This is a genomic window from Actinomyces sp. MRS3W, from assembly GCF_032465695.1.
Taxonomy (GTDB): domain Bacteria; phylum Actinomycetota; class Actinomycetes; order Actinomycetales; family Actinomycetaceae; genus Actinomyces.
Genome location: NZ_JAWDJJ010000236.1, coordinates 1 through 24,095, shown reverse-complemented (window position 1 = coordinate 24,095; position 24,095 = coordinate 1). Strand labels below are relative to the sequence as shown.

Here is a 24,095-nt window from a genome sequence, read left to right as displayed (position 1 = left end):
CTCGCTTCGTTAGCGCTCACTTGCCGGCTCCTGTCGAGATCGGGGCGTGCGTGGGAGGCACGCGCGGCCGGTCCTCCCGGCCACGACCCCACGATAGAACCCGCCGTGGATTCACTCAATGACAGGCACGCCGAGGAAACAGGTTTGAGTTCAGGTTGAGGTTGATGCCGAAGCGGGCCCACCCCGAACCCCCGGCGCCATCACGCGGATTACGCGACTCGACACCGAGCCCAGCTGTGATGCAGTACACATCAATATTCACACGAGCCACAGCCGTACCGCGTGTCGCGGTCCCGGCGCGCTCCATCTCACGGCCTCAGGAACCCGGAGCGGAGGCGGCGTCCTCCGCGGCTGCGTCGTCCAGCGCCCTGCGCCACTGCTGCAGACGGTGTTGCAGCTCTTCCTCACCCAGGTCGATGCCGCGCAAGCGCAGCAACGCGCCCGTGGCGAGCAGGGGGACGGACAGGGCGCTGGCCAGGATCAACCCGTCGCTGGGAGTGCACGGCACGGAGGTGGACAGGGTGGGCGTATCGGCGTCGAGCACGGCGGTGCAGCACAGACCGCCGTCGTCGTCCACGTCAAGCACAACCCGCAACACGCTTGATCCGAAGGCATCGACGCACGCGGCAAGGAAAGGCGCCCACGTGGGCCGACGAGACCATTCGGGGGTGCTGAGCAGGAGCCCGTCGCGAGCGCCGACGGGGACGGCGAGCATGCCCGGGCCCCCCTCCTCCATGAGGACGGCAACCAGGCCTGAGTCTGGAGTCGTCGAACGGACTCCCATGAGCGACATGGTCCGCACGCCCTTAATCTAAGGGTGGGACGGTGGCTGTGTCCCGCGAATGGAGAACCAGTCAGCGCAGCGCCTCAACCGCGCGATGCAGCAGGTTGGAGTGCAGATCGGCCAGGACCCCGGCCAGTTCCGCGGCCGCGTCCTCCCCCGCCGTCGTTGAGCGATTGCGCTTGTGTTGGGTCGCCAGGTCAATCGCATCCGCCTCGCGTTCGGCGGCGCTGCGCACCGCCCGCAAATTACGCAGCGGGATGCCCAACCTTCCGGCCTGGAGTGCCAGTGAAACCGTCGCGAGTGCGCGCGTATCGAAGCGCCCGTGGGCGTCCGGGGCAATGACGCCGATGGCCACAAGTTCCTCGACCTGCTCCAGTGATGCCCCTGAATGGTGTACCAGGTCCTCGGCGTTGAGCGCCCCGCTCACCGTGCGCCCGCCCGAAGCGACGACCCGTGCCACCGCGGGTGGTGGGGCGTCTGCGGTGCCGTCCAGCTCGAGCAGCCGCTCCCGAATGACGGACAGGGGCAGGTACTCGTCGCGCTGAGCCGTGAGCGCATAGCGCAGCCGCTCGACATCTGCCGTGGAATAGCGGCGGTAGCCGTTACCAACGCGGTGCGGGGCGATGAGGCCCTCCGCCTCGAGATAGCGGACCTTGGAAACCGACAATGCGGGGAACTCGGCCTTGAGACGATCGACAACCTCGCCGATCTTCATGGCGGGCTGCCGAGACACGCCCCGGGGCCATGGGCCGGGGTCGTTTTCTTGCGCCGCGTCACCCGCGGCGGCGCGCCGGGCGGCGGCGCCGGTCACTGCGCCGCCTGCTGGGGCGCAGGATGGTAGGTCATGCGGTACTTGCCGATTTGAACCTCGTCACCCGGTCGCAGGGCGGCCTGCTCAACACGCTGACGGTTGACGTAGGTACCGTTGAGAGAGCCCGAGTCACGTACGGAGAAGCCGCCGTCCGGCAGCGCGGTGAACACCGCGTGCTTGCGGGAGACCGTGACGTCATCGAGGAAGATGTCTGCCCGCGGGTGACGACCGACGGTCGTCTCGGCAGAGTCAAGCAGGAAGCGCGCACCCGTAGTGGGACCCTGCTGTACCAGGAGGAGGGCCGTCCCCGGAGGCAGGGCCGCGATCGCGGCGCGATCCTGCGGGGAAATACCAGCGTAGGGGACGTCGGGTTCCGCCGGGACGCCAACGGCTCCAAAGGCCTGGGTCGAGGTGGGATCCGGTTCCATCGGCGTACTCGACATCTATTCCCCTCCGGTCGGGCGGTGCCGGTTGCACCGCGGTGGTCCCACCATACCGTTGCAGCGATGTGCGGCCGCAATGCGTAGGCTCAGAAAAGCACGAATGCTTGGGTGCGTCGCCACGAGAACGTGTGTGGGATCGTGCGTCAGCTCCACTTGCACTCAGCGCGGCCGGGCTCGGCCCACTCCACATGGTAGACACCGGTGGGGTCATCGACACGGTGGTAGGTGTGTGAGCCGAAGAAGTCCCGCTGGCCCTGAATGAGGGCGGCGGGCAGACGCTCCGCGCGCAACTGATCGAGGTAGGCCAGCGAGGCGGCGAAGGCCGGCGTCGCCACCCCGGCGCGGGCGGCGGTGGCCACCACCTCGCGCCAGGCGGGCAATGCGCTGCGGAGCGCCTCGGCGAAGGTGGGCGCCGCGAGCAGGCTGGGCAGCTGCGGTTGCTCGGCGTAGGCGCGGGTGATGTCGTCCAGGAAGCGGGCGCGAATAATGCATCCACCCCGCCAGATCCGGGCCATGGCACCCAGGTCAACCCTCCAGCCGTTCTGGGCGGAGGCGGTGGCGATCTCATCGAAGCCCTGGGCGTAGGCGGCGATCTTGGAGCCGTAGAGGGCCTGGCGCACGGAGTCGATGAAGGCGTCGCGCTGTGCGGGGGTGACGAAGGCGGGGCGGTTCGCTCCGGCATCGAAGCCGGCCTCACGCACCGATGCGCGCAGCGCGGTCGCCGACGACGCGGCCCGGGCGAAGGTGGCTTCGGCGATGGCGGGTACGGCGACTCCGAGTTCCAGGGCCGTCTGCGTGGTCCAGGCGCCGGTGCCCTTCTGGCCGGCGGCGTCCACGATGACGTCGACGAAGGGCGCGCCCGTGGCCGGGTCGATGCGGTCGAGAACTTCGGCGGTGATGTCAATGAGGTAGGAGTCGAGTTCAGAGTGCTTCCAGGTGCGGAACACCTCCGCAATCTCGGGCACGCTCAGGCCCGCCACGCGGCGCAGCAGGTCGTAGGCCTCGGCGATGAGTTGCATATCGGCGTACTCGATGCCGTTGTGCACCATCTTGACGAAGTGACCGGCCCCGCCCGGGCCCACGTGGGTGCAGCAGGGCACGCCGTCGACGTCGGCGGCGATGGACTCCAGCAGGGGGCCCAGGCGCGTGTAGGACGCGTCGGTTCCGCCCGGCATGATGGAGGGGCCCAGCAGTGCCCCCTCCTCGCCGCCGGACACGCCCATGCCCACGAAGTGCAGGCCCTGCTCGCGTAGCGACGCCTCGCGGCGCTCGGTGTCCTGGTAATAGGTGTTGCCGGCGTCGACGATGATGTCGCCGGGCTCGAGCAGCTGGCGCAGCTGGTCGATGACGGCTTCGGTTGCCGCCCCGGCCTGAACCATGATGATGACCGCGCGCGGCCGGCGCAGGGAGGCGACGAAGGATGCCGGGTCCGCCGCGGGTACGAAGTCGCCCTCGGCGCCGTGGGAGTCGATGAGACGCTCGGTGCGCGCCGGGGTGCGGTTGAAGACGGCGACGGAGTGGCCGTGGCGGGCGAGATTGCGCGCCAGGTTGGCCCCCATCACCCCCAGGCCGTACACGCCAATGTCTGCGGAGGCCGGCTGCGGGGCGAAGTCACAGGCTGACGTCATCGAGGGTCCTTCTCTTCAACGCGGTGGTGCACCGCCTACAGTAGATGCGGGCAGTACCATGAGGATAGTCCTGGCGCCCGGTGCTGTTCGACGGCGGATGCCGCCGGTTCGTCGCGCACCCGCTCCGCCCGCAACCAACGGACGATAGGAAGGCTGCACAATACTCGTGGACGTCTCCGAAAGTCTCCAGCCCGCGCCGGCGACCGCCACGCCCGTCGTCACCGCAGAGCCTGATCCGTCGCAGCCGGGCAACCCGCTGCTCGATCCGCGCGACCTGCGCCTGCCCCGCATCGCCGATCCGTGCGTGCTCGTCATGTTCGGCATCACCGGCGACCTGGCCCGCCGCAAGCTACTGCCGGCCATCTATGACCTGGCCAACCGCGGTCTGCTCTCCCCCAGCTTCTCACTGGTGGGCGTGGGGCGGCGTGACTGGAGCGACGATGACATGCGCGCCTACATCGCGGACGCCGTGCACGACGGCGCCCGCACGCCTTGGCGCCAGGCCATCTGGGACCAGCTGGCCGCCGGTATGCGCTTCGTGGAACTGGCTTCTTTCCATGACGAGGCCGCCTACGACCGACTGACCCGTACCGTTGCCGATCTGGACGCCACCCGCGGCACGGCCGGCAATCGCGCCTTCTACCTGTCGGTGCCACCGGCCTGGTTCTCCGCCGTCACCGAGCACGTGGCCGCCTCTGGACTTGTGGATGAGGTGCCCGGCTCCTGGCGGCGGGTCATCATCGAGAAGCCCTTCGGCCACGACCGGGCCAGTGCCCAGGAACTGGACGCCGTGGTCTCCCGGATCGTGCGCGCCGACGACGTGTTCCGCGTCGACCACTACCTGGGCAAGGAAACGGTGCAGAACATTCTGGCGCTGCGCTTCGCCAACACCATTTTCGAGCCGCTGTGGAACCAGCGGTACGTGGACCACGTCCAGATCACCATGGCCGAGGACATCGGCATCGGCACCCGCGCCGGCTACTACGACACCATCGGCTCCGCGCGCGACGTGATCCAGAACCACCTGCTGCAGCTGCTCGCGCTGACCGCCATGGAGGAGCCCACCAGCATGCGCGCCTCCGCGGTTCGCGCGGAGAAGGAGAAGGTGCTGGCCGCGGTCAAGCTGGAGCGGGCCGGGGTCCTCGACTTGGACGCCACCACCGCTCGTGGCCGCTACGAGGCCGGCTTCCAGGGCGGCGTCCAGGTGTGCGGCTACCTCGAGGAGGACGGCGTGGACGCCGACTCCCGCACCGAAACCTTTGCGGCGGTGCGCTTGGAGATCGCCAATCGCCGCTGGGCGGGTGTTCCCTTCTACCTGCGCACCGGCAAGCGGCTCGCCCGGCGGGTGACGGAGGTAGCGGTCGTGTTCAAGCGTCCACCGTTCCTGCCCTTCACTGACGCCGCCACCGCGGGTGTGGGTGCCAATACCATCGTGCTGCGCATTCAGCCCGATGAGGGCATCACCATGCGTATGGCTTCGAAGGTGCCCGGCACGCAGATGGAGCTGCGCGACGTGACCATGAACTTCGGCTACGGCGCCTCCTTCAATGAGGAGTCCCCGGAGGCTTACGAACGGCTCATCCTAGACGCGCTGCTTGGGGACGCCCCGTTGTTCCCCCATCAGCAGGAGGTCGACCTGTCCTGGCGGATCCTCGACCCGGTTATTGAGCACTGGGCCGCCTCCGGCTCGCCGGAGGGATACCGGCCGGGTTCCTGGGGGCCGCCCTCCGCGCATGACCTGCTCGCCCGCGACGGCCGCATGTGGAGGCGCTCATGATCATCAACCTCGCTCAGACCACGACCGATGAGATCGTCTCCGCGCTCCTGGCCGAAGGCGTGAGCAGCGGCTCGCGCGTGCTCACGCTCGTCATCGACACCGACCGCGACGGCCTGGAGGACGCCCTGGTGGCGGCCCATGGGGCCAGCCTGGACCACCCCTGCCGGGTGGTGGCGGTTGTCTCCCCCGCCCCCGACGGCGACGACGCCGGCGACGATGACCGGCGTCACAACGGAAGTCGGCCCGACGATTCCGCCGGCCACCTCGATGCTGAAATCCGGCTGGGGCACGACGCCGGCGCCGGCGAGACCCTGGTGCTGTACCCGCAGGGCGAGGCGGCTCGGCACGCCGACACCCTGGTCGTGCCCTTCCTCCTTCCGGATGTTCCCGTGGTGACCTGGTGGCCGGATGCGCCGCCCATGCGGCCGGCCACGAGCCCGCTTGGGGCCCTGGCCACCACCCGCATCACCAACACCCCGTCTCAGCCCAACCCGTCTGCCGCACTGGCGGCGTTGGCCCCGCAGTACACGCGCGGTGATATCGACCTGGCCTGGACCCGCATCACCCTGTGGCGGGCCATGGTCGCCTCAACGCTGGACTCCTTGCTGCGAGCCGGGGCAGTCCACGGCGTCGTCGTCGCCGGCGAGCCGCACAACTCCTCGGTGTCCCTCATGATCCGCTGGCTGCAGCTGCGCCTGGGCATCGACGTTGAGCGTGTGGACGCCCCTGATATCCCCGGCATCGCCACCATCACGGTGCGCACCGATTCCGGTGATCTGGTCATTGCGCGCAAGGACCACGAGCGGGTGGTCATCACCCGTCCCGGCGCCGAGCGCCCCCAGGTGGTGACCATGGCCCGCCGCGAGCCGGTGGCCACCATGAGCGAGGAACTGCGGCGGCTGAGCCCGGACCTCGTCTACGAGGAGGTCTTGGCGACCTTCGTCGCCGACTGACGCCCGCTGGCCGGCCGCCGTCGTCCACAAGGGGGCGCCGCGCACCCGTGCGCGCATGCCCGGTGGAGGCGCAGCCCTTCCCCTCTACTCGGCCTGGCTCACCTGGGCTAGCGTGTTTGTATGAGAACCCAACCAATCGGCGCCTCAGACCTGACCGCCTCCAACCTCATCCTCGGCCTCATGCGCATCAAGGAGATGTCCGACGCCGACATCCGCACGCTTGTGAGCACCGCGCTGGATGAGGGCATCACCATGTTCGACCATGCGGACATCTACGGCAACGACCATGCCTGCGAGGAACGCTTCGGCTCCGCCCTGCGCTGGTCGGCCGCCGAGCGCGAGCAGGTCGTGCTGCAGACCAAATGCGGTATCCGCCAGGGCTGGTTCGACTTCTCCGAGGCGCATATCCTGCGCTCGGTCGACCAGTCGCTGGCCGCCCTCAAGACCGACTACCTCGACATTCTGTTGCTGCACCGGCCCGATGCGCTGGTGGAGCCGGAGGAGGTCGCCTCCGCCTTCGACAAACTCTCCGCATCCGGGAAGGTCCGCCACTTCGGCGTGTCCAACCACACCCGCGGTCAACTCGAATTGCTGCGCGCCACCGTCAAGCAGCCGCTGTTGGTCAACCAGCTGCAGCTGTCCGTCACCCACGCCAACATGATTGCCGAGGGCGTGGCCCTCAACATGCGCCATGAGCAGTCGGTGGTGCGCACCGACGGCATCCTCGACTACTGCCGCCTCACCAACACCACCGTACAGGCCTGGTCCCCCTTCCAGTCCGGGGACGGCACCGGCCCGTTCCTCGGCAACCGGGAGCACTACGCCGAGCTCAACGACGTCGTCGACCGCCTCGCCGGCGAGTACGGCGTGAGCGCCGAGGCCATCGCCACCGCCTGGATCACACGCCACCCCGCCCACATCCAGGTGGTGCTGGGAACCACCCGCCCGGAGCGTGTGGCAGCCGCCGCCCAGGGCGCGCAGCTGCCGCTCACGCGCGAGCAGTGGTACGAGATCTTCCGCTCTGCCGGGTACATCGTTCCCTGACCCCGCCCGGTGCCACGATGTTCCTGTCCCGCCCGGTCGCCTTGGCGCTGTCGTGCATGCTCACGGTAGCGCCGAGCGGTGACGGGGCCACCGGGGAGGCGGCGTGGGACTCCCGCGGAGAGCATGTCCTCAGCGCCACGGCTGCGCTGGCCGCCCTGGAGGCCCTGCCGGACGACTCCCCCGCCGCCGTCTCCTGGGGCGAGGGCGGCTCGCGCACCGGTTGGTTCGGCGAGGCATGGCTCGACGTCGACGGGGACGGCTGCGACACTCGCAACGAGATCCTCGCCCGGGACCTCAGCAACACGGACTTCTCCCGCGAGGACGGTATCCAGGATGTCGCCGCCGGGCGGGGGCGGGGCGCGGCCGTCTGCCCGGATGCCACCGTCTGGTCCGGCACGCTCGTCGACCCCTACACCGGGCAGACGGTGTCCTTCCAGCGCGGGCAGGATACCTCTGACGCTGTACAGATCGACCACGTCATCCCGCTCAACTACCTGTACGCGCACGGAGCGTGGGCGTGGGATCAGCGCACGCGGCTCCTAGTGGCCAACGACCCGCTCAACCTGCTGGCCGTCGACGGTAAGGCCAACCAGGACAAGTCCAATTGCGGCCCGGCGACCTGCCCCGCCGGATCCACCGAGACCGGTACCTGGACCACCGCCACCGGCCCGGGCTGGTGGCCGACCAATACCAACTACCGTTGCGCCTACGCCCAGCGCTTTGTGAGTGTGGCCGCCGCCTACGAGCTGGGCCTGCCCGACGCCGACAAGCAAGCACTGCGCACCGCTCTGACCGACTGCGCCGCAGGCGGGGATGGGGATGTGTCCCCGCTGGCACGCGCCCGCGCTCTTGGCACCCACGTCACTCGCACGGTGGCGGATCACCGTAGCTACGTCTGGGTGTGCGCCGCGGGCACGGCGCTGGTCGGTGCGGGGCTACTCATGCGCGGCTACCGGGCGTTAAGAGATGGAACCGACCACCTCAGGTCACGGTGACGGCTGCGGCGCACCGCGGCACGCATCCCGGCGGCTCAATCCTCTACGCTGGGTACGTGCACCGGCTCGACCGCATCGACCTCGACCTGGGAACCCGGCTCGTCCCCTTCCTGGAAGGCTGGGAGAAGCAGCGCGCCGTGCATACCGCCGTCGCCGAGGGGCACAGGCCGGCCACCGTACTGCTGGTGGAGCACGCCCCCGTATACACGGTCGGCCGCCGCACCCGTTCGTGGGAGCGTCCGCAGGGGCTCTACGTTGGCCCCGACCGCGTGCCCGTGGTTGACGTCGACCGTGGCGGGAAGACGACCTGGCACGGCCCGGGCCAGTTGACCGTCTACCCCATCATTCGCCTCGCCACCCCGATCGACGTCATCAAATATGTGCGCGCGCTCGAAGCCGCGGTCATGGAGGTGTGCGCGCTCTACGGCGTGGACACCATGCGCATCGAGGGCCGCTCCGGGGTATGGGTACCGCCCGCTCCGGGAGCCGTCGGCGCTGCGAGACGCGACCGCAAGCTGTGTGCCCTGGGGGTGCGAGTCGCCCGGGGAACCACCATGCACGGCCTGGCGCTCAATGTGGATCCCGATTTGTCCGCCTTTGGCCTGGATCGGATCATTCCCTGCGGCATTTCCGACGCCGGGGTGACCTCGCTGACCGAGCAGACGGGGGTGCATTATGAGGCGGTCGATGTCGCCACGGCCATGATGGAGGCGCTGGAGCGCCACCTCGCACCGCTTATGGAACAACCCTGACGCTCGCAGCCCGTGAGAAGGTGAGCCCATGTCTCAGTCGTACGCCGTCGCACCTGAGGGCCGCCGCCTGCTGCGCGTGGAGGCGCGTAATGCGCGGACCCCGCTGGAGCAACGGCCCGAATGGCTGCGCACCCGAGCCGTTGTCACCGACACCTATCAAGACGTGCGCGACCTGGTGCATACCCGCGCCCTGCATACGGTGTGCGCCGAGGCCAACTGCCCCAACGTCTACGAGTGCTGGAACGACCGCGAGGCCTCCTTCCTGGTTGGTGGGAGCCTGTGTACCCGGCGCTGTGACTTCTGCAATATCGGTACCGGCCGTCCGGGCGATTACGACCCCGACGAGCCCGCGCGCGTGGCTGCCTCCATCGCCGAGCTGCGCCTGCGTTACGCCACCGTCACCGGCGTGTGTCGCGACGATCTGCCCGACGGCGGCGCCTGGCTCTACGCCGAGACCGCCCGCCAGGTTCACGCCCACGTCCCCGGTTGCGGCATTGAGCTGCTCGTCCCCGACTTCCGCGGCCGTGCGTCATCCCTGCAGGAAGTCTTCTCCTCCCGCCCCGAGGTCTTCGCCCACAACCTGGAGACCGTGCCGCGCCTGTTCACACAGATCCGCCCCGCCTTCTCCTACACCGGCAGTCTCGAGGTGCTCGCCGAGGCGTCCCGGGCGGGCCTTCTGACCAAGTCCAACCTCATCCTGGGCATGGGAGAAACCCGGCAGGAAGTCGAGCAGGCCATCGATGACCTGGTCGCCGCCGGCGTCAACATCCTCACGCTCACCCAGTACCTGCGTCCGTCCCGGCTGCACCGTCCCGTCGACCGGTGGGTCAAGCCCCAGGAATTCCTCGAGTTGGCGCGGCTGGCCGAGCAGCGGGGCATGGCCGCGACCATGAGCGGCCCCATGGTGCGCTCCTCCTACCGTTCGGGAATGCTGTGGGCGCGGGCCATGCGGGCCACCGGGCGGGAGATCCCCGCGGATATGCGCGACCTGGCCGAACCGACGACGGCCCGGCAGGAGGCCTCCGCCCTGATGACCGGGCGAACGGTCTCCTGACGTCCCCCGGCGTCGGCTAAGGTGGGAACTGTGAGCACAGCCCCCAGCGCCAAGCCGAAGAAGAAGCGCCGCCTCGCGCAGGTCGTCCAGAACGTCAAAGACTCCTACACCATCTCCCGGCGCAGCTATCCGTGGATCGGATGGGCGCTACTGGGTATCGCCGTGGCGCTGCTCGTGCTGGCCGGGGTGCTGGCCGCCGTCACCAGCCAGGCACTGTGGTACTGGCTGCTCATGGCCGTGATTATCGCGCTCATGGTCGACATGGTCGTCCTCAGCCTGGCCACCCGACGCGCCTCCTACATGCAGATCGAGGGTCGACCCGGCGCGGTCAAGGCCGTGCTCGATCAGTCCGGCCGCGGCTGGTATGTGGAGTCCGACCCGGTGGCATTCAGTCCCCGCGGTCAGGACTTCGTGTGGCGGCTGGTGGGTCGGCCGGGCGTCGTCTTGGTGGCGGAGGGCTCTCCGCATCGCACTCAGCGCATGATTGAGGATGAGCAGAAGGTGCTGCGGCGCATCCTGTCGACGGTGCCCGTGCACGTCATCAGCGTGGGCACCGAGGAGGGCCAGACCCGGCTTATCCACCTCGAGCGGACCCTGCGTCGGCTCCCCACCAAGCCGACCAAGCTGACGAACACCGAGATCGACCGCGTGGCCAAGCGGCTGTCCTCTCTGTCCTCCAAGGGGATGCCGATCCCCAAGCACATGGATCCGAACAACATCCGTCCCGACCGGCGCGCCATGCGCGGGCGCTGAAACACTCCGGACACATCTGCGGCACGCCGACGACACTCCCCCGTTCTAGCCTGCCGACTCGTGCCCACAGCACACCTCATGCTCATCCCGATGGAGGAACTACATGTTCAGTGACGCCTCTGAAGCGCTGGCTTACATCGAGGAAGAGGGGGTGGCACTGGTTGACGTCCGTTTCTGCGACTTACCCGGCGTCATGCAGCACTTCACCATCCCGGTTGCTGCCTTCAAGGATGAGGCGCTCACCGACGGCCTCATGTTCGATGGCTCTTCAATCCGCGGATTCACCGCCATCCACGAGTCGGATATGAAGCTCATCCCGGACGTGACCACGGCCTTCTTGGATCCCTTCCGCGAGCAGCGCACGCTGGTCATGAACTTCTCCATCGTCGACCCGTTCACCGATGAGGTCTACTCCCGCGACCCGCGTTCCATCGCCGCCAAGGCGGAGGACTATCTGCGGGCGACGGGCATCGCCGATACCTGCTACATCGGCGCGGAGGCGGAGTTCTACCTCTTCGACTCCATCCAGTATGAAACCACCCCGGCCTCTACCCGCTACCTCATCGACTCCGCCGAGGCCGCCTGGAACACCGGCCGTGACGAGCCCGGCGGCAACAAGGGGTACAAGACGGCTTTCAAGGGCGGCTACTTCCCCGTGTCCCCCAACGACCAGATGGCCGACCTGCGCGACCGCATCGTGAGTACCTGCATCGCTTCGGGCCTGGACATCGAGCGCGCTCATCACGAAGTGGGCACCGCCGGCCAGCAGGAGATCAACTATCGCTTCGCCTCCCTGCTGGCGGCGGGCGATGACATGATGAAGTTCAAGTACATCGTCAAGAACGAGGCGTGGCGATGCGGCAAGACCGCCACCTTCATGCCCAAACCGATCTTCGGCGACAACGGCTCCGGCATGCACACCCACCATTCCCTGTGGAAGGACGGCAAGCCGCTGTTCTTCGACGAGCGCGGCTACGGGCAGCTGTCTGACCTGGCCCGTTGGTACATCGGCGGCATTCTGCGTCACGCCCCCAGCCTGCTGGCCTTCACCAACCCGTCGGTCAACTCCTTCCACCGACTCGTCCCCGGCTTCGAGGCCCCGGTCAACCTGGTGTACTCGGCGCGCAACCGCTCGGCCTGCATCCGCATTCCTGTCACCGGCTCCTCGCCCAAGGCTAAGCGCATCGAGTATCGCGTGCCCGACCCGTCCGCCAACCCCTACCTCGCCTTCGCCGCCACGCTCATGGCCGGAATCGACGGTATCCGGGGCCGTATCGAGCCACGCGAGCCCGTCGACAAGGACCTCTACGAGCTGGCTCCCGAGGACTACCACGACATCGAGAAGCTGCCGGGCACCCTGGACGATGCCCTTGAGGCACTCGAGACGGACCACGACTACCTGACTGCGGGCGACGTCTTCACCCCGGATCTCATCGACACTTGGATGGATTACAAGCGCACCAATGAGATCGCTCCGATGCGGCAGCGGCCCCACCCTTATGAGTTCGAGCTCTACTACGACCTGTAAGCGGCATCTCATCTCGGCCCCGCCCGAGCATTTGCATATATATGCTCTTATATGGATATCCTGACGGTGGCTTGAGTCCTCAACCGGAAGGAGCCGCGATGAGATCTGCCCGTACCTGGAGCGCCCGCGTCGCCGGAGGGCTGTGCCTGGCGCTCTTGCCGGCCCTATCACTGTCCGCCTGCACCAACGCGGCCGACTGGAAGGCGAGCGGGGGCAGCGACGCTTTCACCGGGTACGACGTCTCCGGCATCCAACCGCAAGACGACATCATCGCCATGCTCCCCGAGGGGGCCCTGTCCGACGGCGTGTTCGACGTGGCCGCTTCCACCGACTATGCGCCGGCGGAATTCCTCGACACCGACGGTACCGCCATCGGTTACGACGTTGACCTCACCAAGGCGATCGCGGCCGTGCTCGGCGTGGATTCCACCACCCACACCGCCGAGTTCGACTCCATCATCGCCGCCGTCGGCTCCAAGTACGACGCCGGTATTTCCTCCTTCACCGTGACCACCGAGCGCGAGTCGGCCATGGACATGATCTCCTACATCAACGTCGGTTCGCGTTTCAATGTGGCCTCCGGCAACCCGGAGGGTGTAGATCCCTCCGACCATCTCAACCTGTGCGGCCTGACCATCGGGGTGCAGACCGGCACCGCCCAGGAGGAGGCCATGAACGCCGACTCGACCGCCTGCACCGACGCCGGCCTGCCCGCCATCTCCGTGCGTTCCTACTCATCCCAGTCCGAGGCCACCACCGGCCTCGTCGGCCACGTGGTCGATGCCGTCTACTCCGACTCCACCGTGGCCGGCTATGCCGTCGAGCTGACCGATGGTGGGGTGGAGACCATCGGCGAGGTCGAGGACGCACTGCCCCAGGGCATCGTCCTGACCAAGGACAACCCCGAGTTCAATGCCGCTATCCAGGCGGCCGTCCAGTACCTCATGGATGAAGGCATCTGGGAGGAAATCCTGGATGCCTGGGGCATCCAGGACGCCGCACTTGAGACCGCCGAGCTCAACCCGAACGTGGAGCAGTGATATGACCACGACCCCGCAGACCCCGCCGCCCGCCGCATCGGACCAGCCGGTCAAGCTCAACCATCCCAAGCCCGTGCCCCGGCCGGGCACGTGGATCAGCGCCACCATTGTGGCCATCCTCGGGGCGATGCTCGTCCACGCCCTGGTGACCAACGAGAAGTTCCACTGGGAAACGGTCTGGTTCTTCTTCCGCGAGGTGCACGTGGTGCGGGCAGTCGGCTGGACGCTGCTGCTCACCTTCCTCGCCATGCTCATCGGTATCGTCCTGGCGGTGACGACGGCGGTCATGCGCCAGTCCTCCAACCCGGTGCTGCGCGGCGTGTCGCTGGCCTACCTCTGGTTCTTCCGCGGCACCCCGATTTACACCCAGCTCGTCTTCTGGGGTGCGTTGTCCGCTCTGTACCAGTACCTGAGCCTCGGGGTACCCTTCGGCCCGGAGCTGCTCACCTTCCGCACCACCACCGTGTTCACCCCTTTCGTCGCCGCCGTCCTGGGGCTGGGTATCAACGAGGGCGCCTACCTGTCCGAGATCGTCCGGTCCGGCCTGGCCAGCGTGGATCCCGGGCAGACCGAGGCGGCCGGCGCGCTGGGCATGAGCAAGGGGCAGATCCTGCGCCGGATCGTCCTGCCGCAGGCCATGCGGGTCATCGTCCCGCCCACCGGCAATGAGACGATCTCCATGCTTAAGACCACGTCACTGGTGCTGGCGGTGCCCTTCACCCTGGATCTCACCTTCGTCACCAACTCCTACGCCTCCTACACCTATCAGACCATTCCCCTGCTCATCGTGGCGGCCCTGTGGTACATCATCATCACCTCCCTCCTCATGGTGGGGCAGCACTTCATTGAGCGGTACTACGGTCGCGGCTTCGACGGCTCCACTCAGACCGGCGGCCGTCGCGGCATGTCCGCCCGCCAGCAGGCCATCCTCGACTCCCACACCACCAAGGACTCCCCCTTCCTGGAGGTCACCCCGTGAACACCCCCAAAGTACGTATTTCCGGCCTGCACAAGTTCTTCGGGGAACTGCACGTTCTCAAGGGCATTGACTTAACGGTTCAGCCGGGCTCCGTCACCGTGCTGGTAGGCCCGTCCGGGTCGGGGAAGTCCACGCTGCTGCGCTGCATCAACGAGCTCGAGACCATTGACGCCGGGCGGGTGTGGGTGGACGGCGAGCTCATCGGCATGCGTGAGGTCACCCGCCGGGACGGCACCGTTGAGCTGCACGCCCTCACGGATAAGCAGCGCGCCGCGCAGCGCTCCAAAATCGGCATGGTCTTCCAACGCTTCAACCTGTTCCCGCATATGACGGCACTGGGCAACGTCATGGAAGCGCCGGTGCATGTGCGGGGGCTGCCCAAGGAGCAGGCGCGCCAACGCGGCATCGCCCTGCTCGAGCGCGTGGGGCTGGGCGACCGGCTGGACCACTATCCCTCGCAGTTGTCGGGCGGCCAGCAGCAGCGCGTGGCCATCGCCCGCGCCCTGGCCATGGAGCCAGAACTCATGCTCTTCGACGAGCCCACCTCTGCTCTGGACCCCGAGCTGGTGGGTGAGGTCCTGCAGGTGATGCAGGATTTGGCCGCCGACGGCATGACCATGGTCGTGGTCACCCATGAGATGGGATTCGCCCGGGAGGTCGGCGATCAACTCATCTTCATGGACGGCGGCATCGTGTGCGAGTCCGGCAAGCCCATCGATGTGCTCGACCACCCCACTCAGGAGCGCACCAAGGCCTTTCTCGCCTCCGTGCTGTAAGCGAGGGTACCGGCGCGGCTGTCCTTCCGAGGCAGCGGCCTTCCCGGCTCAGCCGACGATGTCGGCCCGCCAGGTGCCCTCGTCCCAGTCGACCAGCCGCCACCCGGATTCGGGATCGCCCTCGACGACGCTGACCGCGGTATTGCGCATGGGGTGCTCGGCCACCCAGGCCGGATCCGCGCCGCCGTGTGCGGCCGCCGCCAGCGCCACCCACAGGCGCAGAATCGTGCCGTGCGCGACCAGCAGCGCGGTGCCGCCGGTGCGCGTGGAGTTGTAGATCTCCTCCACCACCGCGTTGAATCGGGCGAAGGTGTCCGCCCCATCCTCCGGGCTGCCGGGGATGCGCGCGGCGGTGCGCCCCACCATCCAGGAGCGGGTGGTGTCGGTGTAGCACGCCACCGAGCGGACGTCGGTGTTCATCTCCATATCGCCGGCCAGGACCTCGCGCAGACCGGGACGGATCCGCGCAGCCAGGCCGGTGGCCTGCTCAATGGGGGCGATGGTTTCCCGGGCACGTTGAATCGGGGAGACCCACAGGGAGGAGATGGCATCGAGGTCGCCGGTGGCCTCAAGACGCGCGGGGAGCAGAGACGCCTGCTCGCGCCCGATGGCATCCAGACTGTTGCCGGGGAACGCGGTATCCAGAGCGCCGGCAACATTGGCAATGGTGCGGCCGTGACGGACGAAGAGAAGCTTCACGGGCCCTATCCTGCCAGGCGTAGCAACCCGGCGGAGACTACGACCAGGGGTAGGGGCCGGTGCTGCGCCTCACGGTGGGCCGGGGCGGGGTGCGCGGTGCTGCCCCCTGCCCCTGAACACGCCCGGGTGCGGGCCGCTTCACCGGTGCGGACCCGGTGTCCGCGGCCGTGGTTGTTGCCCGCGCCGCCCGGCTGGGGGCCGTATCTCCGAAGACGACGTGTTCGACGACGCGCCGCGCGTGCCGGGCGGTACGCCGGTAGATGTCCTCAAGGTCCCGTTCATTCCCCGCAGGAATGCCCAGCAGTCGCGCCACCAGCCGAATCTCCCGCTGATCGGTGGGGAGCACGTCGACTCGGGTCCCGCCCGCACGTCCGGTCCCCAGCACACTGGCCGCCCGCACCCGGGAGGCCAGCACCCAGGCTGCGGTGAGTTTGCCGGCATCGTCGACGCTGATAAGGCCCGCCTGTGCGGCCGCGGCCAGCGCGTCCAGGGTGGAGGTGGTGCGCAGGCCCGGTACCCGGACGGCCTGGGTGAGTTGCAGCAGTTGGGCGGACCATTCGACGTCCGTCAGCCCGCCGGGGCCGAGTTTGACGTGTCGGCTCGGGTCGGCACCACGCGGCAGCCGTTCGGATTCCATGCGGGCCTTGAGCCGCCGGATTTCCCGCAGCCCGGCGTCGTCGAGCCCGTTGGGGCTCCAGCGCAGCGGGTTGATGAGTGCCTTGAACCGCTCCCCGAGTCGGCGGTCACCGGCGCAGGGGCGGGCCCGCAGCAGAGCCTGGCGCTCCCAGACCGAAGCCCAGCGGCCGTAGTACTCCGCATAAGAGCCGAGTGAGCGGCTGACCGGGCCCTGCCTGCCTTCGGGCCGCAGCCCGGTATCGACCACCAGGGGGTGGGGGTGTGCCTGAGCGAGCAGCCGGGTCACCCATTTGGCCACGGCCTCGGCTTCTGTGGCGGCCACATCCGGGTCGGCACCGGGGCGGGGCTCGTGTACGAACAGCACGTCGGCGTCGGAGGTGTAGGTGATCTCCCGACCGCCCAGGCGTCCCATGGCGATGATGGCGTGATGGGCGGCAGCGCCCGGCCAGTTGCCGTCGGCATCCGGTCCAGCAGCGACCGCCGCCGGCCCCTCACGCAGGGCGATGACCAGTCCGGTGGCCACGGTCAGGGCCGCGCCCAGGGCGGCGTCGGTGGCGTCGCCGAGGATCTGGGCCGTGCGCGCGGGGTCGACGTCGCTGAGGGAGTCGGCCAGGGCGGCGCGGATGAGTTCGCGGGTGCGCACCCCCATGGCGGCGCGGACCGCCTCGGTCGCTTGCGCCTCCAGGCCGACGGCGTCGGTGGCGGTCAAGGCCCGGCGCCGCAGTATGCGCTGGGTTTCGGAGCAGATGGCGCCGCGGGGCCGGGCAACCAGTTCGGCGTCGTCGTCGAGCCAGGCGATGGATTCGGGGCGCTCGGCCAACCGGTCGGTGGTCCACCGGGCGCCGGACAGCACTTGGCACAGCCTCCGGGCGGCAACCGGGGAGTCGCGCAGCATGGCCAAATACCAGTGGGACCCGCCAATGGATTCTGATAGCCGCCTGAAGGACAGCAGCCCGTTGTCGGGGTCGGGGCCCTGGCCAATCCACCCGATGATGACCGGCAGCAGCTGCCGCTGGATAGCGGCACGACGGCTAACCCCCTCGGTGAGGGCCTGAATGTGGTGCAGGGCGCCGTCCGGGTCGAGGTAGCCGAATGCGGCCAGGCGCTCCCGAGCGGCGTCGGGGGTCAGCGTCAGTTCTTCGGTGCTCAGGCTGGCCGCGACGCTCAGCAGCGGCCGGTAGTAGATCTCCTCGTGCAGCGCCCGCACGCGTCGACGCACCGAGGTGAACAGGGCGCGTACGGACTCGGGATCCTTGAGGGTGCGGCGGTCGATGCCGCGTCCGATGCAGCGCAGGTCCGCCGCTGTGTCCGGCAGGTCGTGGGTGCGGCGCAGGTGTAACAGCTGGGCGCGGTGTTCCAGCAGCCGCAGCATGCGGTAGCAGTCGCCGAGCTCGGCAGCGTCGGCGCGGCCCACATAGCCGCCGGCCGACAGCGCATCCAGCGCCTCCAGGGTGGAGCGCGCCCGCAGCCGGGCGTCGGCGCGTCCGTGAACCAGCTGCAACAGCTGCACGGTGAACTCCACATCCCGCAGGCCGCCGGGCCCGAGTTTGATGCGGCGATCATCCCGACCGGTGGAGCCGGACTCCTGCTCCACTCGCCGCCGCATGGCACGGGCGTCGTCGACGAAGTTCTCCCGCTGGCTCGCCGACCAGACCAGGGGGGCGACGCCGGCCTCGTAGGCGGCGCCGAGCTCCCGGTCGCCGGCGCAGGCCCGCGCCTTGAGCAGCGCCTGAAACTCCCAGGAGGAGGCCCAGCGCTGGTAGTAGGCCAGGTGGGAGGCGAGGGTGCGCACGAGGGCGCCGTCCTTGCCCTCCGGGCGCAGGGCGGTGTCCAGTGGCCACAGTGGCGGCTCGGTTCCCGAGGCAGAGGTGACGCGGGCAATCTCGGTGGCCATCCGCGTGCCCACCCGAATGGCGGTCTCCTCGCTCGTCTCCCCGTCCGCACCGCGACGGGCGGGGGCAACGACGTAGACGACGTCGACGTCGGAGATGTAGTTGAGCTCGCGGGCGCCGGTCTTGCCCATGGCGATGACGGCCAGGTTCACCTCGGCGGCAGGCGGGCCGACGACGGCGCGGGCAATGGCGAGCGCGGCCTCAAGGGAGGCGTCGGCGAGTTCGGTCATGCGCTCCCCCACCACCGGCATGTGGGCGACGGGGTTCTCGGCGGCCAGGTCGTCGGCGACGACGGCGAGCAGCCGGTCCCGGTAGGCGACCCGCAGCGCGGCCACCGCCCGGTCGGCGACGTCGGCCGGTATGGGGGTGGGCACGCCGGCCAGTACCGCGTCAACGGCGCCTTGCAGGGTCGCTGCGGCGTCGGGCCTGCCCGGGGCGTCGAAGGCACGGTCGGGGGCCAGCGCCTCGACATGCTCGGGATGGGTGATGAGGAAGTCGCCGAGTGCCTGGGAGGCGCCGAGCACCGCCAGCAGCCGGCTGCGGTGCACGGCGCGGCTCTCATCCTCGTCCGGGTCCAGGCACAGCAGTGCGCGCAGGCGTCGTGCCGGGGCACCTGTGTCGCTCAGGTCACCACTCGCCTCACCGATGACGGTGCAAGCCTCGGCCAGGCGGACCAGGGCCAGCAGGGCGAGGTCCGGGTCCGCGGTGGCGCCCAGTTCCTCGACGAGCCGGGCGAGTACCGGGTCCAGGTCTTTCGTCTCGCCGCGGCCCACGACCTGCCCGTCGGCCGACGCAGACGGCAGGAAGGGCGCGAGGGCGGGGTCCGCGAGCAGGCTGAGGGCGCGTTTAACCTCGGTGAAGCCGGCCCAAATCAGCCGGGTGCGGGTACTGGGTCGGCGGCTGTCCGCCGCTCCCCCACGATTCACGGGCATGGGCGGTTCACAGCTTCGGGAAGAACTGGCTGATTTCGAAGTCGGTGACTTGGGCGTCGTAGGCCAGATACTCGCGGCGCTTATTGCGGCGGAAGAACTCAAAGGCGTCCTCCCCCAGCGTATCGGCAACGAGGTCGGACTCGGCCATGGCAGCCACGGCGCTCTTGAGGGAGGTTGGCAGGGCGCCGATGCCGAGGGCGGCGCGCTCCATTTCGGACAGTGCCCACACGTCGTCCTCGGCCTCGGCAGGCAGGTCGTACCCCTCCTCGATTCCCTTGAGCCCGGCGGCGAGGATGACCGCGAAGGCCAGGTAAGGGTTGGCGGAGGAATCGATGCCCCGGTACTCGATGCGGGCCGATTGGGCCTTGCCGGGCTTGTGCATGGGCACGCGCACCAGGGCGGAGCGGTTGTTGTGTCCCCAGCACACGTAACTGGGGGCCTCATCGCCGCCCCACAGCCGCTTGTAGGAGTTGACGTGCTGATTGGTGACCGCGCAGATCTCGGTGGCGTGGTGCAGCAGGCCGGCGATGAAGGCGCGCCCGGTGGCGGAGAGCTGATACTGGCCGGCCGGGTCGTGGAAGGCGTTGTGATCCCCCTCGAACAAGGAGAAGTGCGTGTGCATGCCGCTTCCGGGCTGGCCGATGAACGGCTTGGGCATGAAGGTGGCCTGGCAGCCCTCCTGAATGGCGACCTCTTGCACGACGGCGCGGAAGGTCATGATGTTGTCGGCCATGGACAGGGCGTCGGCGAAGCGCAGGTCGATCTCGTTCTGGCCGGGGCCGCCCTCGTGGTGGGAGAACTCCACCGAAATGCCCATCTGCTCGAGCATGAGGATGGCGCGGCGCCGGAACTCGTGCGCGGTTCCGCCCGGCACGTGGTCGAAGTAACCGGCGTGGTCGGTGGGCTTGATACGTCCGTCACCGTCACGGGAGACCAGATAGAACTCGATCTCGGGGTGGACGTAGCAGGTGAAACCGGCATCGGCGACTCGGGCCAACTGCCGCTCGAGGACGGCCCGCGGGTCGGTGCGGGCGGGTTCGCCGTCGGGGGTGAGCACGTCGCAGAACATGCGGGCGACGCTGTTAACTTCATCCCGCCACGGCAGCATCTGGAAAGTGGAGGGATCTGGGGACAGCAGCATGTCCGCTTCGAAGATGCGTGTGAGTCCCTCAATGGCGGAGCCATCAAAGCCGATGCCCTCCTCGAAGGCGCCCTCAACCTCTGCCGGGGCGATGGCCACCGACTTGAGTTGGCCGAGCACGTCGGTGAACCACAGTCGGATGAAGCGGATGTCGCGCTCCTCAATGGCGCGCAGAACGTATTCCTGCTGCTTGTCCATCATGCCTCCGTTGCCTTCCTGCGCGGCCAGCGCGGGCCTCGGGACCAGCCTAGCGGCTCATGCTCCCGTGCCGCCGCCACGCGGCCTGGCGAGTAGGCTCCGAGCATGAGCACTTCCGCGTCATCCCAGTCAACCGGCGACTCCGCCGCGACCGGCGGTCCTGTTGCCGACACCGCAGTCCCCCCGACGTCGCAACTCGCACAGGTCAAGAAGGTGCGTGTCCACCATCTGGTGGGTGCCAAGCAGCGCGGCGAGAAACTGACCATGCTCACCGCGTACGACGCAGTCACCGCACGGATCCTGGATGAGGCGGGCACCGATATGTTGCTGGTGGGTGACTCGCTGGGCAATGTCATGCTCGGCTACGACTCCACCATGCCGGTCACCCTCGACGAAATGGTGGTGGCCACGCGCTCGGTGGCGCGGGCAACGCAGCGGGCGCTCGTGGTTGCGGATCTGCCCTTCGGCACCTACGAGGCCGGTCCGCAGCAGGCCCTGGCCAGCGCCGTGCAGCTCATGCGGGTGGGTGCCAATGCGGTCAAGCTCGAGGGCGGCCGCCCCCGCGCCGAGGCGGTACGTGCCCTCACCGACGCGGGCATCCCCGTGGTCGGTCACCTGGGCTTCACCCCGCAGTCGGTCAACAAGCTCGGCGGGTTCCGCGTGCAGGGGCGCGGCGAGGACGCCGCCGAGGCCATGCTCGCCGACGCCGCGGCTTTGGTGCAGGCCGGCGTGGTTGCCCTGGTCCTGGAAATGGTGCCGGAACCGCTGGCCGCACGAGTCACCGAGGCGGTGCCGGTGCCGACCATCGGCATCGGCGCCGGGCCGCAGTGCGACGGCCAGGTTCTGGTATGGACCGATATGGCGGGGATGACGCAGTGGCAGCCGCGCTTCGTGCGGCGCTTCGGTCAGGTCGGTGCGGCGCTACGGCAGGCGGTGGAGGACTACAACCAGGCAGTGCGCGCGGGCTCCTTCCCGGGCGCGGCGGAGAGCTTCGCAGACTGAAGCTAACGAGCACGCCCCCGGAGATCTGGTCGGTCCAACGCTGCAGTAGATCAGCTGGGCACGCAGGTCGGGCTCATGCGCGGTCTCCCGCTGCGGCGTCGGTCATGGGCACCGGATCCTCGGGGTGCTCCCAATCGATGGGGACCGGGTCCACCCCCTCCAGGGCGGCGCTGAGATCGGTGGCGGGGAAGGTGACGCCCTGGTGCGCCGGGTCCTGCGCCCAGGCGAGCAGCCGCGGCGCGCCGTCGCCGGAGGTCGGCGTCACTTCCACCGTGGTTACCGAGCAGTTCGCCATGGGGGCCATGCCGTAAATCTGCATACTCACCCAGCGGGCAATCAGGGTCATGAGCGTCATACCGTGCGAGACCACGAGGACGTTCTCATCGTGTCTGCCCGCGCGGGCGCCATCGCGCAAATCGGTGAGGATTCGTGCCAAGGCGCCATCGATGTCGGCGAGGTAATCGCGTGCGGCAATACCGCCGGGCGCGCCGGGGTGGGTTCCGGCGAGCACCGCGGGCAGGTGCTGCGCGGCGGGCAGGGCGGCATGCATCTCGGGGTCCGGGCCGCCGTCGTAAATGCCGTAGTTGTACTCGCGCAGGCCCGTCAGATTCATGGGGACGGCGCCGGGATGGGCCTGCAACAGGATGCCGCCGGTCTCCTGCACGCGGCCCTGGGGACTCAAGTAGGCGCGGGTGAAGGCGGCGTCGGCGAGGTAGTCGCGGCAGACCTCGGCGCCCCGCCGGCCCTCTGGCGTGAGCGGCGAATCCGCTGCGCCTTGGGTGCGGCGCTGCTCGTTGAGGACGGTACGGCCGTGCCGCACGAAGTAGATCGTCGCCATATGGTCATCGTATGGCACTGCCGCCCGCTCACTGAATGGAGAGGCAGGCGGGTTTGCACACGGCTCCTATGCTGGGCACCATGACGACAACCACGATCTCTCTGGCGGACCGGGCTCCACGCGGCACTTTGACCAAGGGCGTGCTCGGGCCCGCCCGCCACGTCCCCACGTCCATCCCGCGCCCGGAGTACATGTTCCACGACGGACCGGAGCGGGTCACCGCCTCCGACGTCAAGGACGCCGAGACGGTTGAGCGCATCCGCGTGGCCGGCCGGATCGCGGCGCGTGCCATGGCGGAGGCCGCCAAGGCGATTGCGCCGGGCGTGACCACCGATGAGCTGGACCGGATTGCGCACGAGTACATGTGCGATCACCACGCTTACCCCTCCTGCCTGGGCTACATGGGATTCCCGAAGTCCATCTGCACCTCGATCAACGAGGTCATCTGCCACGGCATCCCCGACTCCACCGTGCTCAAGGAGGGCGATCTCATCAACCTGGACGTGACCGCATATGTGGACGGAGTCCACGGCGACACGAATGCGACGTACCCGGTTGGGGAGGTTGACGAAGAGACAGCACTGCTCATCGAGCGCACCCGCACGGCTATGGACCGCGGCATTAAGACGGTCAAGCCGGGCCGCGAAGTCAATGTCATCGGTCGGGTCATCGAGAAGTACGCCAAGCGCTTCGACTATGGGGTGGTGCGCGACTACACCGGCCACGGCGTCGGTGAGGCCTTCCACTCCGGGCTCATCATCCCCCACTACGACGCCGCCCCGCGCTTCGACGACGTCATGGAGGCGGGCATGGTCTTCACCATCGAGCCGATGCTCACCCTGGGAACCGAGGACTGGGAGCAGTGGGATGACGGTTGGACCGTGGTGACCAAGGACCGCTCCCGCACAGCCCAATTCGAGCACACCCTCGTGGTCACCGAGGACGGAGCCGACATCCTCACCCTGCCGTGAGTTGCGCGACGCTGCCACGGTGTATGAGGTGCATCGGCACACATCTTTCAGCCGTGTCGGGCAGTTCTCCCCATCTTCCCGGCTGAGATGGATGTCCGCAAAGCTCACAGCACGTGTACATTCGTCTTCGTGATGTGCCCGCGACCAACGCTAGCGGGCAACGCGCGACAATACGCATCCCCTTCCCGGAGGTATTTGACTCATGGCATTGCGTTTCAACCCGCCGCCGAACTGGCCCGCGCCCCCCGAGGGTTTCAACCCGCCCGCTGGCTGGCAGCCCGACCCCGCCTGGGGGCCTGCCCCCGAGGGATGGCAGCTGTGGGTCGAGGACTCGGCCGCGGATTCGAGTGCCGCCTCCGCTCCGCAGGCCGGCTCCTCCGCTCCGCAAGCGGGCTCGGCTCCTGACGCCGGCTGGGCGCCCACTCAGGCGGTTCCCACCGGCGGCTCCGCCCCCGTGGCGGACCCAACC

At 68.6% G+C, this 24,095-nt stretch carries 21 protein-coding genes and 1 pseudogene; 14 read left to right on the top strand and 8 right to left on the bottom strand.

Features of this window, described 5'->3' with window-relative positions:
* Positions 1-316 precede the first annotated feature (316 nt).
* From RWX45_RS09035 to gndA, 4 genes are all read right to left on the bottom strand, one after another.
* Entirely contained in the window at positions 317-802 is a 486-nt protein-coding gene (locus tag RWX45_RS09035) for a bifunctional nuclease (RefSeq protein WP_316023395.1), read from the bottom strand.
* Between the two features lie 52 nt (positions 803-854).
* Positions 855-1,499: a MerR family transcriptional regulator gene (locus RWX45_RS09030; RefSeq protein ID WP_316023414.1), complete on the bottom strand. Its 645-nt coding sequence runs from the start codon at positions 1,497-1,499 to the stop codon at positions 855-857.
* A 92-nt stretch (positions 1,500-1,591) separates the two neighbouring features.
* Entirely contained in the window at positions 1,592-2,038 is a 447-nt protein-coding gene (locus tag RWX45_RS09025; RefSeq protein ID WP_316023394.1) for an FHA domain-containing protein, read from the bottom strand.
* A gap of 143 nt (positions 2,039-2,181) precedes the next feature.
* A complete protein-coding gene (gndA, locus tag RWX45_RS09020; RefSeq protein ID WP_316023393.1) occupies positions 2,182-3,666 on the bottom strand; it encodes an NADP-dependent phosphogluconate dehydrogenase in 1,485 nt (494 codons plus the stop codon).
* Between the two features lie 256 nt (positions 3,667-3,922).
* On the opposite strand from gndA, the gene zwf reads away from it, so the two are divergent.
* The 11 genes from zwf to RWX45_RS08965 all read left to right on the top strand — a co-directional run bounded on the left by zwf (position 3,923) and on the right by RWX45_RS08965 (position 15,317).
* Entirely contained in the window at positions 3,923-5,443 is a 1,521-nt protein-coding gene (gene zwf, locus RWX45_RS09015) for a glucose-6-phosphate dehydrogenase (protein ID WP_316023413.1), read from the top strand.
* The gene (locus tag RWX45_RS09010) at positions 5,440-6,396 is read left to right on the top strand and encodes a glucose-6-phosphate dehydrogenase assembly protein OpcA (RefSeq protein ID WP_316023392.1); all 957 of its coding nucleotides are present in this window, start codon (positions 5,440-5,442) and stop codon (positions 6,394-6,396) included. The genes zwf and RWX45_RS09010 overlap by 4 nt, the downstream gene beginning before the upstream one ends.
* 120 nt (positions 6,397-6,516) lie before the next feature.
* Positions 6,517-7,440 carry an aldo/keto reductase gene (locus RWX45_RS09005; RefSeq protein ID WP_316023391.1) on the top strand — a complete coding sequence of 308 codons (924 nt, stop codon included), beginning with the start codon at positions 6,517-6,519 and terminating at the stop codon, positions 7,438-7,440.
* A 56-nt stretch (positions 7,441-7,496) separates the two neighbouring features.
* Complete coding sequence (locus tag RWX45_RS09000; RefSeq protein WP_316023412.1) at positions 7,497-8,435, top strand: HNH endonuclease family protein; 939 nt, start codon at positions 7,497-7,499, stop codon at positions 8,433-8,435.
* A gap of 56 nt (positions 8,436-8,491) precedes the next feature.
* Positions 8,492-9,187 carry a lipoyl(octanoyl) transferase LipB gene (lipB, locus tag RWX45_RS08995; RefSeq protein WP_316023390.1) on the top strand — a complete coding sequence of 232 codons (696 nt, stop codon included), beginning with the start codon at positions 8,492-8,494 and terminating at the stop codon, positions 9,185-9,187.
* 28 nt (positions 9,188-9,215) lie between these two features.
* Positions 9,216-10,241 (top strand): lipoyl synthase, encoded by a 1,026-nt coding sequence (locus tag RWX45_RS08990; RefSeq protein ID WP_316023389.1) that lies wholly within the window; start codon positions 9,216-9,218, stop codon positions 10,239-10,241.
* Between the two features lie 30 nt (positions 10,242-10,271).
* Positions 10,272-10,994: a DUF4191 domain-containing protein gene (locus RWX45_RS08985; protein ID WP_316023388.1), complete on the top strand. Its 723-nt coding sequence runs from the start codon at positions 10,272-10,274 to the stop codon at positions 10,992-10,994.
* A 103-nt stretch (positions 10,995-11,097) separates the two neighbouring features.
* A complete protein-coding gene (gene glnA / locus RWX45_RS08980; RefSeq protein WP_316023387.1) occupies positions 11,098-12,522 on the top strand; it encodes a type I glutamate--ammonia ligase in 1,425 nt (474 codons plus the stop codon).
* Positions 12,523-12,620: 98 nt separating this feature from the next.
* Positions 12,621-13,562, top strand: a complete 942-nt coding sequence (locus RWX45_RS08975) for an ABC transporter substrate-binding protein (protein ID WP_316023386.1) — start codon at positions 12,621-12,623, stop codon at positions 13,560-13,562.
* Between the two features lies 1 nt (position 13,563).
* On the top strand, positions 13,564-14,541 hold the full coding sequence (locus RWX45_RS08970; protein ID WP_316023385.1) for an amino acid ABC transporter permease: 978 nt from the start codon (positions 13,564-13,566) through the stop codon (positions 14,539-14,541).
* Entirely contained in the window at positions 14,538-15,317 is a 780-nt protein-coding gene (locus RWX45_RS08965) for an amino acid ABC transporter ATP-binding protein (RefSeq protein ID WP_316023384.1), read from the top strand. Before RWX45_RS08970 ends, RWX45_RS08965 begins: the two co-directional genes overlap by 4 nt.
* A 48-nt stretch (positions 15,318-15,365) precedes the next feature.
* Here RWX45_RS08965 and RWX45_RS08960 read toward each other — a convergent pair whose 3' ends face one another.
* From RWX45_RS08960 to glnA (RWX45_RS08950), 3 genes are read right to left on the bottom strand one after another with little or no spacing between them, the layout of a single operon-like run.
* Complete coding sequence (locus tag RWX45_RS08960; RefSeq protein ID WP_316023383.1) at positions 15,366-16,016, bottom strand: histidine phosphatase family protein; 651 nt, start codon at positions 16,014-16,016, stop codon at positions 15,366-15,368.
* Positions 16,017-16,053: 37 nt separating this feature from the next.
* Positions 16,054-19,476, bottom strand: coding sequence for a bifunctional [glutamine synthetase] adenylyltransferase/[glutamine synthetase]-adenylyl-L-tyrosine phosphorylase (locus RWX45_RS08955; RefSeq protein ID WP_316023382.1), 3,423 nt, complete (start codon positions 19,474-19,476; stop codon positions 16,054-16,056).
* Positions 19,477-19,483: 7 nt separating this feature from the next.
* A complete protein-coding gene (gene glnA / locus RWX45_RS08950) occupies positions 19,484-20,815 on the bottom strand; it encodes a type I glutamate--ammonia ligase (RefSeq protein WP_316023411.1) in 1,332 nt (443 codons plus the stop codon).
* Between the two features lie 213 nt (positions 20,816-21,028).
* Between glnA (RWX45_RS08950) and panB the strand changes: the two genes are divergently transcribed.
* Positions 21,029-21,817, top strand: coding sequence for a 3-methyl-2-oxobutanoate hydroxymethyltransferase (gene panB, locus RWX45_RS08945; protein ID WP_316023410.1), 789 nt, complete (start codon positions 21,029-21,031; stop codon positions 21,815-21,817).
* A gap of 73 nt (positions 21,818-21,890) precedes the next feature.
* Here panB and RWX45_RS08940 read toward each other — a convergent pair whose 3' ends face one another.
* Positions 21,891-22,655 (bottom strand): histidine phosphatase family protein, encoded by a 765-nt coding sequence (locus tag RWX45_RS08940; RefSeq protein WP_316023381.1) that lies wholly within the window; start codon positions 22,653-22,655, stop codon positions 21,891-21,893.
* Between the two features lie 68 nt (positions 22,656-22,723).
* On the opposite strand from RWX45_RS08940, the gene map reads away from it, so the two are divergent.
* A complete protein-coding gene (gene map / locus RWX45_RS08935; RefSeq protein ID WP_316023380.1) occupies positions 22,724-23,626 on the top strand; it encodes a type I methionyl aminopeptidase in 903 nt (300 codons plus the stop codon).
* Positions 23,627-23,828: 202 nt separating this feature from the next.
* Positions 23,829-24,095 (top strand): annotated as a pseudogene (locus RWX45_RS08930) (hypothetical protein); the annotation flags it as partial.

What these genes read in the sequence shown, in the direction of transcription:
- RWX45_RS09030 (WP_316023414.1), bottom strand. Translation starts at nt 1,499, where the DNA reads ATGAAGATCGGCGAGGTTGTCGATCGTCTCAAGGCCGAGTTCCCCGCA.
- RWX45_RS09025 (WP_316023394.1), bottom strand. Translation starts at nt 2,038, where the DNA reads ATGTCGAGTACGCCGATGGAACCGGATCCCACCTCGACCCAGGCCTTT.
- gndA (WP_316023393.1), bottom strand. Translation starts at nt 3,666, where the DNA reads ATGACGTCAGCCTGTGACTTCGCCCCGCAGCCGGCCTCCGCAGACATT.
- RWX45_RS09010 (WP_316023392.1), top strand. Translation starts at nt 5,440, where the DNA reads ATGATCATCAACCTCGCTCAGACCACGACCGATGAGATCGTCTCCGCG.
- RWX45_RS09005 (WP_316023391.1), top strand. Translation starts at nt 6,517, where the DNA reads ATGAGAACCCAACCAATCGGCGCCTCAGACCTGACCGCCTCCAACCTC.
- RWX45_RS09000 (WP_316023412.1), top strand. Translation starts at nt 7,497, where the DNA reads ATGCTCACGGTAGCGCCGAGCGGTGACGGGGCCACCGGGGAGGCGGCG.
- RWX45_RS08990 (WP_316023389.1), top strand. Translation starts at nt 9,216, where the DNA reads ATGTCTCAGTCGTACGCCGTCGCACCTGAGGGCCGCCGCCTGCTGCGC.
- glnA (WP_316023387.1), top strand. Translation starts at nt 11,098, where the DNA reads ATGTTCAGTGACGCCTCTGAAGCGCTGGCTTACATCGAGGAAGAGGGG.
- RWX45_RS08975 (WP_316023386.1), top strand. Translation starts at nt 12,621, where the DNA reads ATGAGATCTGCCCGTACCTGGAGCGCCCGCGTCGCCGGAGGGCTGTGC.
- RWX45_RS08970 (WP_316023385.1), top strand. Translation starts at nt 13,564, where the DNA reads ATGACCACGACCCCGCAGACCCCGCCGCCCGCCGCATCGGACCAGCCG.
- RWX45_RS08955 (WP_316023382.1), bottom strand. Translation starts at nt 19,476, where the DNA reads ATGCCCGTGAATCGTGGGGGAGCGGCGGACAGCCGCCGACCCAGTACC.
- glnA (WP_316023411.1), bottom strand. Translation starts at nt 20,815, where the DNA reads ATGGACAAGCAGCAGGAATACGTTCTGCGCGCCATTGAGGAGCGCGAC.
- RWX45_RS08940 (WP_316023381.1), bottom strand. Translation starts at nt 22,655, where the DNA reads ATGGCGACGATCTACTTCGTGCGGCACGGCCGTACCGTCCTCAACGAG.
- map (WP_316023380.1), top strand. Translation starts at nt 22,724, where the DNA reads ATGCTGGGCACCATGACGACAACCACGATCTCTCTGGCGGACCGGGCT.